The organism is Pusillimonas sp. (assembly GCF_044464525.1).
Classification (GTDB): Bacteria; Pseudomonadota; Gammaproteobacteria; order Burkholderiales; family Burkholderiaceae_B; genus Pusillimonas.
This window is the reverse complement of the sequence record NZ_JBIQLE010000035.1, coordinates 22,061-32,050: the sequence shown is the minus strand read 5'-3', so window position 1 is coordinate 32,050 and position 9,990 is coordinate 22,061. Positions and strand designations below refer to the sequence as shown.

At 56.9% G+C, this 9,990-nt stretch carries 9 protein-coding genes; 1 reads left to right on the top strand and 8 read right to left on the bottom strand.

What is annotated here, in order from left to right:
* Both ACIY1O_RS15260 and ACIY1O_RS15255 read right to left on the bottom strand, forming a co-directional pair.
* Positions 1-1,172: ABC transporter substrate-binding protein (locus ACIY1O_RS15260; protein WP_397475956.1), on the bottom strand; the 1,172-nt coding region annotated here is incomplete at its 3' end.
* A gap of 348 nt (positions 1,173-1,520) precedes the next feature.
* Positions 1,521-2,003, bottom strand: a complete 483-nt coding sequence (locus tag ACIY1O_RS15255; RefSeq protein ID WP_397475955.1) for a MarR family winged helix-turn-helix transcriptional regulator — start codon at positions 2,001-2,003, stop codon at positions 1,521-1,523.
* Between the two features lie 123 nt (positions 2,004-2,126).
* Between ACIY1O_RS15255 and ACIY1O_RS15250 the strand changes: the two genes are divergently transcribed.
* Entirely contained in the window at positions 2,127-4,040 is a 1,914-nt protein-coding gene (locus ACIY1O_RS15250; RefSeq protein WP_397475954.1) for an LTA synthase family protein, read from the top strand.
* Positions 4,041-4,106: 66 nt separating this feature from the next.
* On the opposite strand, the gene ACIY1O_RS15245 is transcribed toward ACIY1O_RS15250, so the two are convergent.
* The 6 genes from ACIY1O_RS15245 to ACIY1O_RS15220 all read right to left on the bottom strand — a co-directional run bounded on the left by ACIY1O_RS15245 (position 4,107) and on the right by ACIY1O_RS15220 (position 9,783).
* Positions 4,107-4,814: a TetR/AcrR family transcriptional regulator gene (locus tag ACIY1O_RS15245; protein ID WP_397475953.1), complete on the bottom strand. Its 708-nt coding sequence runs from the start codon at positions 4,812-4,814 to the stop codon at positions 4,107-4,109.
* A 15-nt stretch (positions 4,815-4,829) separates the two neighbouring features.
* The gene (locus ACIY1O_RS15240) at positions 4,830-6,029 is read right to left on the bottom strand and encodes an FAD-dependent monooxygenase (RefSeq protein ID WP_397475952.1); all 1,200 of its coding nucleotides are present in this window, start codon (positions 6,027-6,029) and stop codon (positions 4,830-4,832) included.
* Positions 6,030-6,239: 210 nt separating this feature from the next.
* Entirely contained in the window at positions 6,240-7,010 is a 771-nt protein-coding gene (locus ACIY1O_RS15235; protein ID WP_397475951.1) for an ABC transporter permease, read from the bottom strand.
* On the bottom strand, positions 7,011-7,796 hold the full coding sequence (locus ACIY1O_RS15230) for an ABC transporter ATP-binding protein (protein ID WP_397475950.1): 786 nt from the start codon (positions 7,794-7,796) through the stop codon (positions 7,011-7,013).
* Positions 7,797-7,810: 14 nt separating this feature from the next.
* Positions 7,811-8,818 carry an ABC transporter substrate-binding protein gene (locus tag ACIY1O_RS15225; RefSeq protein ID WP_397475949.1) on the bottom strand — a complete coding sequence of 336 codons (1,008 nt, stop codon included), beginning with the start codon at positions 8,816-8,818 and terminating at the stop codon, positions 7,811-7,813.
* A 374-nt stretch (positions 8,819-9,192) separates the two neighbouring features.
* Positions 9,193-9,783: a MarR family winged helix-turn-helix transcriptional regulator gene (locus ACIY1O_RS15220; protein WP_397475948.1), complete on the bottom strand. Its 591-nt coding sequence runs from the start codon at positions 9,781-9,783 to the stop codon at positions 9,193-9,195.
* Between the last annotated feature and the right edge of the window lie 207 nt (positions 9,784-9,990).

The following is a 9,990-nucleotide window of genomic DNA, read 5'->3' as shown; positions in this document are numbered from 1 at the left end:
GCGGGACGCATCTTTCTGATTTCCTCGTCAGACGGCTGAACGTCTGCCCCATCGATGTAGCGGATGTCAGTCATGATGCCCTTGCCATCCTTGACGGCCAGCTTGCCCACGTAGGCGCCCATGGTCGACTGATGGTCGATGGGACGATAGACAATTGGACCAAAGGGCGTTTCAACATCAAGCCCGGTGAAAGCCTTGATCATGTCCTCGGTATCAGTGGAGCCGCCGGCCTTTTCAATGCCTGCCGCCAATGACTTGATGGCGCTGTAGCCCACAATGGTGCCCAGGCGTGGATAGTCGTTGAACTTGGCTTGATAGGCTTCAAGAAACTTCTTGTGCTCGGGCGTGTCGATGGCGTACCAGGGGTAGCCGGTAACCACCCAGCCTTCCGGTGTCTCGGCGCCCAGCGGGTCAAGATACTCTGGCTCGCCCGTAAGCAGGCTGACCACGGAAAGATCCTTGAAGAAGTTGCGCTGCGTACCCGCCCTTACCAGCTTGGCCAGGTCGGCGGCGAAAAGAACGTTGAACATGGCGTCGGGCTTGGCATCGGCCAGCGCCTGAATCACGTTGGCGGCATCGACCTTGCCCAGCGGAGTGGCCTGCTCGGCAACGAATTCCACGTCAGGTTGAGCTTCCTTCAGCAGTTTCTTGAAGGTGGCGACGGCCGATTGCCCGTACTCGTAGTTGGGATAAACCACAGCCCAACGCTTCTTGTTCATTTTTACTGCTTCGGGCACCAGCATGGCAACCTGCATGTAGGTCGAGGCGCGCAGCCGGAAGGTGTAACGGTTTCCGTCCTCCCAGACGATCTTGTCGGTCAAGGGCTCGCTGGCCAGGAAGAACACCTTCTTGTGCTTGGCGTAATCGGTAACCGCCAGACCAATGTGGGACAGGAAAGTGCCCGTCAACACGTCGACCTTGTCTCGGGAAAGCAGATCTTCGACGGCACGCACGGCATCGCCGGTATTGGAGTTGTCATCGCGAATGACGAGCTCAACTTTCTTGCCATTGATGCCCCCGGCGTTGTTGATCTCTTCGACAGCCAGGTCCATGCCATTTTTATATGGCCCCAGAAACGCGGGCTGCGTCTTGTAGCTGTTCATCTCCCCGATCTTGATCGTATCTTGTGCCACAGCCGTCATCGATAGTGAAACACCCACTATTGCGGCCATTAATATTGAACAAACTCTCGAGCCTTTCATGGAAATTCCTTATTCAATGCACGACTCCGGCGCCATGCCGGCGGTCGCGCGCAATCAAAGGGTTAGGTGCGTCGATTGAAGTGTACACATGTAATTTTTTGAACAAAAGATTCAATTCATAGGGATAAACCCTTTATCCATTTTTTTGAGTACGCTTTCAGATCCCCATAAAACCCACGAACAAAACAATAAAAAGTCTCTGAAGAAAGCCTGATCCGCAAGTGGGAACAAGGAATCAGGCTTTAACCGCACAGGCAATTTAAAGCGTGTACATTGAAAAATTACGCTCAAAACTAAATGTATGGCCGAACCTGAAATTTAGTCTTTTTGCAGGTCGGCATCATCCGAACACATTTTATTGAGCAGGTACAACATACCCATTCGCTCTGCCGGGTTGAACCCTTCGAACGTTTTTTCGGTTATATCCAATGCAAAAGGCACCATGGACTCGACGAGGCGTTCTCCTGTTTCGGTCAGGCTGACAAGCACTTTGCGCCGGTCAATTTCGTCGTGGCGTACTGAAACCAGCTTGCGCGCCTTGAGGCGGTCGATGACGCCCCGTATGGTGGCCTGGTCGATTGCGGTCTTCTTGACGATGTGGCTAAGCGAACAAGCGACCGAATCTCGTACAGCGCACAGCACGACAAACTGCGCTGCGGTAAGCTGGGTGTCGGGGATCATCTGTTGAAACAGCGCCGTATGCCGCTGATACGCGCGGCGCAGCAAATGCCCCACCTGTTCGGAGAAATCGTAATCTTCGATAGGCGGAAGGTCAGATGAGCGACGCGTGTTTTTTGTCATTGATTTAGGCCTGAAAGTAGAGTCAATCGCGCTTTTTCCGTCGCATTGTTATATATTACGCCAACCTTTTCAATGTCTGCGAGGGGCGCCCTTAATCGGCGGCCGCCAGCCGCCCACATAATCATGCGCCAACTCGTCCTTGTTTTTATAGCATCAAGCCTTTGCCTGCTGACCTTCAGTCGCGGCATGCTCACCACTTGGCAGTGGCGCCGCGTAGTGGAAGGCGGCGGGCCGCTGCCGGTGTTCAAAGGCGGGCTGCGCATAGATGCTCATCAAATCGCCATCTGTGCAGGCATACCCGCGGTGCTGGCTCCATGGCTGGGACACATGCCTTTAGCGGTGGTCATAACAGGCTGGTGGTTTGCACTTTGCTGGCTGCTGTTTGTGCTGCTTGAATTATCCACGCCCCAATTCATCATCGAGTACGACACCCGCCCTAACAAACTGTATGTCGAGTACTTGCGCCATCCGCAAGAGGTGTTCGGCATGCTGTGGAAAGGATATAAAGGCCTGCTCATCGGCGCCGCCGTGGGCATAGCGGGTTTCGCATGGCTGGGGCACGAGCTTTTTCAAGAGGCGGCAATCGATGCCGTCATGCCATGGTGGCAAGCCTCCATCGCGTCGTTCGTCGCACTGGCCATCAGCTTTCTTGCTATTCGCGGAACGCTGGGGCATCGCCCGATCAATCCCTCTACGGTCGCCTATTGCGGCGACAGCATGCTTAACACGCTGCCTCTCAATTCTTTCTATAACGTCTGCTACGCCATCTACAGCATGAAGAACGAACGCTCGGCGGCGGACGTCTACGGCGACATGGACGCAGAGGAAATGCTGGCCATCGTGCGTCGGCAGGCAAGCATCACGCCGGAATCCACTTCCACGGCGTCGACACTTCATCATCAAGCCGCCGCTCGACCACGCTCACGGCCCTTGAACATTGTTCTTATCGTGCAAGAGAGCCTTGGTGCGCAATATGTCGGCAACCTTGGCGGCGCGTCGCTCACGCCCGAGCTCGACGCCTTGGCCAAGACAGGCTGGAACTTCACGCGTGCATACGCGACCGGCACGCGGTCCGTCCGAGGCCTCGAAGCCGTTTCCGCCGGCTTTCCGCCCACTATCTCGGACGCCGTATTGCGCCTGCCCGGCGCGCAAAGCAATTTCTTCACCTTGGCGCAACTGCTTGGCGGCCATGGTTATGTCTCGCGCTTCATTTACGGCGGCGAAAGCCACTTCGACAATATGAAGAGCTTCTTTCTGGGCAACGGCTTCACAGACCTGCACGACCGGCCTACTTTCTCAGACCCGAAGTTCACCGGCACTTGGGGGGTTTCGGACGAGGACATGTTCGATCGCCTGCATCAATTGCTCGACACCCCTGGTGAACAGCCTTCCCTGACACTTGCGTTCTCGGTCAGCAACCATTCGCCCTGGGAGTACCCCCAGGGTCGCATCGAGCCTGTGGGCGATCCGGCCACAGTCGAGAACACGGTGCGCTATGCCGACTGGGCGATGGGCCGCTTTTTCGAGAAAGCCCGCCAGAGCGACTACTGGAAGGATACGGTGTTTCTTGTGGTGGCAGACCATGATTCTCGGGTCGGGGGCGCTAGTTTGGTGCCGCTTCGCCACTTTCATATCCCCGCCCTGATCCTGGGGGCCGACGTGGCCCCGCGCTCAGATGGTCGCCTCATCAGCCAAATCGACCTGGCGCCGACGCTGTTGTCGATAGCCGGCCTCAATACCTTCCACCCCATGATCGGCCACGACCTTACCGGATCAGGCGGCGGACGCGCCATGATGCAATACAGCGAGAACTACGGATACTTGAAACAAGATCAGCTTGTCGTGCTCGAACCGCACAAGGAAGCACGGCAATTTCGCTACACGGCTCCGGATACATATGAACCCCAGGCGCTGGACCATGAGCTGGTCCGCGAAGCACTGGCTCATGCCCTGTGGCCGTCGTGGGTCTATCAACAAGGCGGCTATTCGCTGCCGAAAACGGCAACGGTGCTGCCTGCAGTGCTTGCGACCACCTGACTCACAGCGCCACTGCCCGGCCCACGTCGCGCAATACGGTTCGCACGACATTGCCAAAGCGTAGGACTAGCTTGAGCGGGACGTGGTCGGAGCGCTGATGCCGGCAGTCACGAAGGCCGTGATCTGTTCGAATATTTCTTCAGTGTCGTCGGAATCACAAATGTCCGGAGCCAGCTGCTCAAGGCGATGGGTATCCGAGAACACATACATGTAGGCGCCTATCATCAGGCCCATGCGCCAGTTCACATCTTTAGCGGATAGTTCGGGACACACCCGAGCCAGCATCTGCACATAGGCGCGCGTAGAGGCGTCGTATGCGCCGCTACGCAGCTTATATGAGATATCGGCCGGCTCGGTGTGCAGACGCGCCTGCAGGCGCAGGAACAGCCTGCCGCCGGGTGCATCGCGCATTGCGATCGTGGGCGCCAGAAACGCCCTCACGACATCTTCCACTGTGACGTCGGGGCGCTGCTCAAGTTCTTCAAGAAGCTTCATCCGTTCATCCGAGATCACACGCCCCCGCCGGATGAACACGGCCTCGTACAGGCCGTACTTGCTGCCGAAATAGTAGTTGATCAAAGCCTGGGTAACACCAGCGCGAGCCGCAACCATGCGCAAGGTAGCGCCTGAATAGCCCACCTCGGCGAATACCTCTTCGGCGGCATCAAGGATGCGCTCGGACGTATTGTCGCCCGTCGTGCTGCCTTCCGGACGCCCCGGACGGCGCCCGACTGCATGCGCTGGAATCTCTGAGCGCCGCCTGATTTTTGTCATGTTGTTATCGATCCCCTACGGGACAGGGCTGAAGTCAGTAGCATTGTACGCGTAGACCCAGTTCGCCTTGATTCCGCCGGCGTGCGGATCTTTCTTCTGCTGCTCGCGGTACTCGGCGTCACGCTTGGCCTGCTCTTCCTTCGAGGAAAGATGATAGGTCTTGCCGCGTTCACGCGCCTCGAGCTGCACCCGGCTGGTGCGGGGCAGGCGTTCTGCCTCATACTGCGCCAATGCCTGATCGAGCCGGCCCGGCAGGGCCTCAAGCGCGGTAGCCAGCACATAGGCGTCCTCGATCGCCATCGCCGCGCCTTGCGACAGGAACGGAAGCATAGGATGAGCAGCATCGCCCAGCAGCGTAATGCGGCCCCGGGACCAGGTTTGCATGGGGTCGCGATCGAACAAGCCCCAGCGATAGACTTCCGTGACCCGCTCGAAGAGCTGGCGGATATTGCTGTGCCAACCTTGAAAATCATCCAGCAACGCTTCGCGTGTGCTCAAGGTGTTCCACGACTCTTCAACCCAACTTTCGGTTTCGTGCACGGCAACAATGTTCACCGCCTTGCCGCCGTTTACGAAATAGGTGACCACATGGCTCTTGGGGCCGAGCCAGAATGCGGACTCGGGGGGCACGAAATCGGGCCGCTCATCGAACGGTACGACTGCCCGATAGCACATATGGCCTGTGAACTTCGGGTCGTCCGCCCCGAACAGATCGTGGCGGACGACAGAGCGCGCTCCGTCGGCGCCCACGATGAGATCAGCCTCGAAACTTGAGCCGTCGGCAAAATGGGCAACAGCGCCGTGCTCGTTCTGCTCTACCCGCGTGCATTGCGTCGAAAACGTCACGTGTGTATCGCCGATCATATCGACCAGCAATTGATGCAGGTCGGCGCGATGCACATGGTAGAAATCGGCGCCATAAAGACGCGGACATTCGGACTTGAGCGGGATACGGAACTTTTCTTCCGCGCTGTCCCAATCGCGCCCCACCAGCGCTTCGGGCAGGAAACCCACTTTATCCAGCGCTTCCAGTCCGCCCAGCGCTGTAATGACCTTGACCGCGTTGGGCGTCATCTGTATTCCCGCCCCCACTTGGCCGAATTCGGCCGCACGCTCGAAAAGATGAGACCGGATCCCGCGCTGCGCCAGGGCGGCCGCCAAGGCCACGCCTCCGATGCCGCCGCCGATAATGCCGACTTTCAGTGTATTTTCCATGACTGCTCCTGTGTCCGTTCGCATGCCCGGCTGGTAGTGCCAAGCGTCTACATTATATATTAATTAACTAGCCATATAATATTAAAGGAAAACGGGAGGACGGTTCCATGCCGCCCTGCACGTTTGCTCCTTTCCGAGCCCGTGCCTTGAGCTCAGGTAAATCGTGGTACAGCTTGACGGCCGAAGCTCGTGCCGGCCGTCAAGCCTGCATCAACGATTTTGCGCGCGGAACGCCCACCCCGTAAAGCGCTTTTCAACCAGCGCAGTAGCGGCATACAACACGATGCCCAGGAAGGCCAGCACCAGAAGACCTGCAAACACAATTTGCACCTGGAAAGCCGCCTGGGCATCCAGCATGAGCTTGCCTATGCCTTTATTGGCGCCGACCGTCTCTGAAACCACGGCCCCCACAAACGCCAGCGTGATCGCCACTTTAAGCGAGCCGAAGAAATACGGCAGCGAGCCCGGGATGCTGACCTTGCGCATGATGTCGAGCTTGGAAGCACCCAGGGCGCGTAGAACGTCTTCAAGCTCGGGGCTGGTGGTGGCCAGGCCGGTCGCCACGTTCACGACGATGGGAAAGAAAGAAATAAGAAACGCGGTGAGGATGGCGGGAATTTCGCCAAGACCGAACCACAAGATCAAGATGGGCACCACCGCAACCTTGGGAACAGAGTTGAAACCCACCAGCACAGGATAAATGGCCTTGTACAGGCTTTTCTTCCAACCTACCGCAATACCCAACGCCAAGCCCCCCACCGTAGCCATGAGGAAGCCCACAAGGGTGGTCCAAAGCGTGACCCACGAGTTGTCGATAATGGGTACGCGATATTGCCACAAAGCGATGAAGATCACGGAAGGCGCGGGCAAAATGGTAAGGGGTATCGAGAACACCCTGCAGACAAGCTCCCACAACACGAACAACACCACAGTAAAGATCAGCGGGGGAACCACGTTGTCAAACAAATCGGTGCGACGCATTTAGTGTTTCCCTCCGATCATGGATCTCAGTTCGAAGACGATGTTCTGGAACTCTTTGCCGTAGGTAACTTCCAGGTCGCGCGGCCGGGGTAGATCGACGGGGCACTTCTTGACGATACGGCCCGGACGATTGGACATGACATAAACCGTGTCCGCAAGGAACACCGCCTCTCGCAGGTCGTGCGTAACCAGCATGACCGTCACCTGTCGCTCTTGCTGGATATCGCGCAAGGTACACCAGAGTTCTTCGCGGGTGAAGGCATCCAGCGCCCCGAAGGGTTCATCGAGCATGAGGATCTCGGGCTCGTGGATCAGGGCGCGGCAGATTGACGCCCGTTGCTGCATGCCGCCGGAAAGCTCCCAGGGAAACTTCTCGGTGAACCCGGTGAGCCCAACCGAGTTGAGCAACTGCACCGCTTTTTCCTTGTATTGAGCGCGTTGCGAGGAGATTTTTTTTCGGTAGGGCTGGACAATCTCGAGCGGCAACAGAATGTTGTCCACGCAATTACGCCATGGCAGCAAGTTACTTGCCTGAAACGCCATGCCCACCGACTTGAGCGGACCATTGACCGGCCGGCCTTCGACGGTAAGCCTGCCCGACAACGGCGGATGCAAGCCCGAGATCAATTTCATCAGCGAGCTTTTACCGCAGCCCGAAGGGCCGACAACGGCAATGAATTCGCCTTTTCTTATGTTTAAGGTGACATCCTCGATGGCCCGGACGGCTGCTTCACCGTCGCCATATGCCATCGAGATATTGTCGAGTTCGACCAATGCTTCGGTCATGTGTGAGGCCTCCATTAATCGACCAAGCGCTGTTCACGCGGGGGCAGGAACTCGGAAGTGAAAATATCGGCGGCCTTGGGCTTGTTGGTGTAGTCGAAGGTAAGGCCGATCTGGTCGATGGATTTATCCAGGCGCTGCATGTCGACGTCACCCAAACCGTTTTCGCGCACCGCGTCATTGACGAAATTGCGCTCGAGCGACAGCTTCAGGCGCTGCAGCTCTGTGTCGCGATTGGCTATGGCGTTGCGCTTCATCAGGTGATCGATGGCGGAATCAGGGTCTTTGATGGTGTCCTGGATTCCCTTGATGGTGGCACGCACAAAGCCCTTTACCGCGTCGGGATTGTTCTTCATGAACTCGGGGTTGACCATGATGGCGTTGCCGTACAGGTCGACGCCGTAGTCGCCCAGCAGCATGACAACGATGTCTTCGTCCTTGACACCGTTTGCCTTGAGGTTCATGAACGACGAGAACCAAAAGCCGGTGATGGCGTCTACCCTGCCCTGTGCCAGCATGGGCTCACGCACCGGAAAGCCTATGTTGTCGATACGCACCTTTGAAACATCGATGTCATTGGCGGCGACAAAAATGGGCCACTGGGCGTAGGCGCCGTCAGGGGCGGGAGCGCCCAATATCTTGCCTTCGAGGTCTTTAGGCTTGGTGATGCCCTTGTCTTTCAGGGTAACGATGGAAAACGCCGGCGTGTCGTAGACCATCATCACCGCCTGAACCGGAGGGTTCTGCGGGTTGTCGCGAAACTTGATCAGCGAATTGATATCGGCGAAGCCAATGTGATAGGTGGCGGTGGCCACCCGGTTGATGGGCTCGACCGAACTTGCACCCGCATCGATGGTGACGTTCAGGCCTTCGTCCTTGTAATAGCCTTTGTCTAGTGCAACAAGGTACGGCGCGGCCGGGCCCTCGAAGCGCCAATCGAGCGCAAACTTGACATCGGTGTCGGCAACAGCGCTGCTGGCAAAAACTGCGATCAATGCTGAAAATAAATAGCGGCGAATACGCATGGTTTGTCTCCTGGGGATTATCTTGAACGGCCAGCAAAACCGCCGGCCGACCTTGATTTTTTCTGAGCTTTGCTTCTTGCGGCGGAACCTTCGGATGACGTCCATAGTATTTAAAAGCCACGGCTAAAGCTTCTAGGTAGTTACCCCAGTTTGCATGTGTGCACCATAAATCCGGCCGTATCAAAAAAGAGACAAACGCAGCAGACCAAGCGTTCGCGGCTTTTCCCGGCCTTCCCTATTCGGGCGTACAAGCTTTCATTTTGCCACTCAAAGTACAAAGACAATTAACTTTTAGGTAGTTAATGGAAAGGCTTTATTCTTTAGTCGTCAATGGCAGACCGGCTGATAAGGAATAAGGAGAATGAGACATGTGCTTAATCCCGCGTCCGTTGACGAGCGCGGCGCGCCACAGTGAGCTTGCGATTTACCGCTATGGCTACATCTTTCTGGCTGCCCGCCACCACGTTGCGGTAAACGGCCTGGAGCCCCCGTTGCATCGCCTCGATGTCAGCCTTCGGTATGCCGGCCAGGGCCATGCGCTCCACCTCGGCACCGTGCGGTACAAGTGCCTTAACCAAACTCCGGCCGGCCGGCGTCAGAGACAGTCGAACAGTGCGCTTGTCTTGTGAAGACGTGACGCGTACGATAAGTCCGCGCTTCTCGATGGCAGCCAGCGACCGCGACAGATAGGATAGTTCCGCGGCCGTGTGACTGGCCAGGGCGGTTACTGATTGACCATCTTCGTGATCAAGCGCGGCTAGCACACGCCAAATTTGCAGGTTGATTCCGTGAAGCTTGAGCTCGTCGCTGAATCGCGCAGCTACGATATTGGCTGCGCGGTTGAGCAGATAACCTATTGACCGTTCCAGATCCCAGAGCGGGTTATGGCGCGCTTTGCTACGTTCGACAGGCTTGTCGGTATGCGGCGATGCGACAGGAGGCTTGGTTGAACGGGCTTGCTTCATGTACGGAACGGCAGGTCAGCAGCCCGCCTCACGCCAAGTTTATTGCCGTACGTGGTAGCCGCCATAGGAGTATCCGTCTTTCTCTGTGTGCAGGCAGTTTGAGCTGATAATAGTTCTGCCTATTTTCTACGTATGTTGCTCAAAATAGAGAGCAGTGCATCTCACATGGACTGCTCCCCTATAGAATAACAAATGCCGCTGCGCATC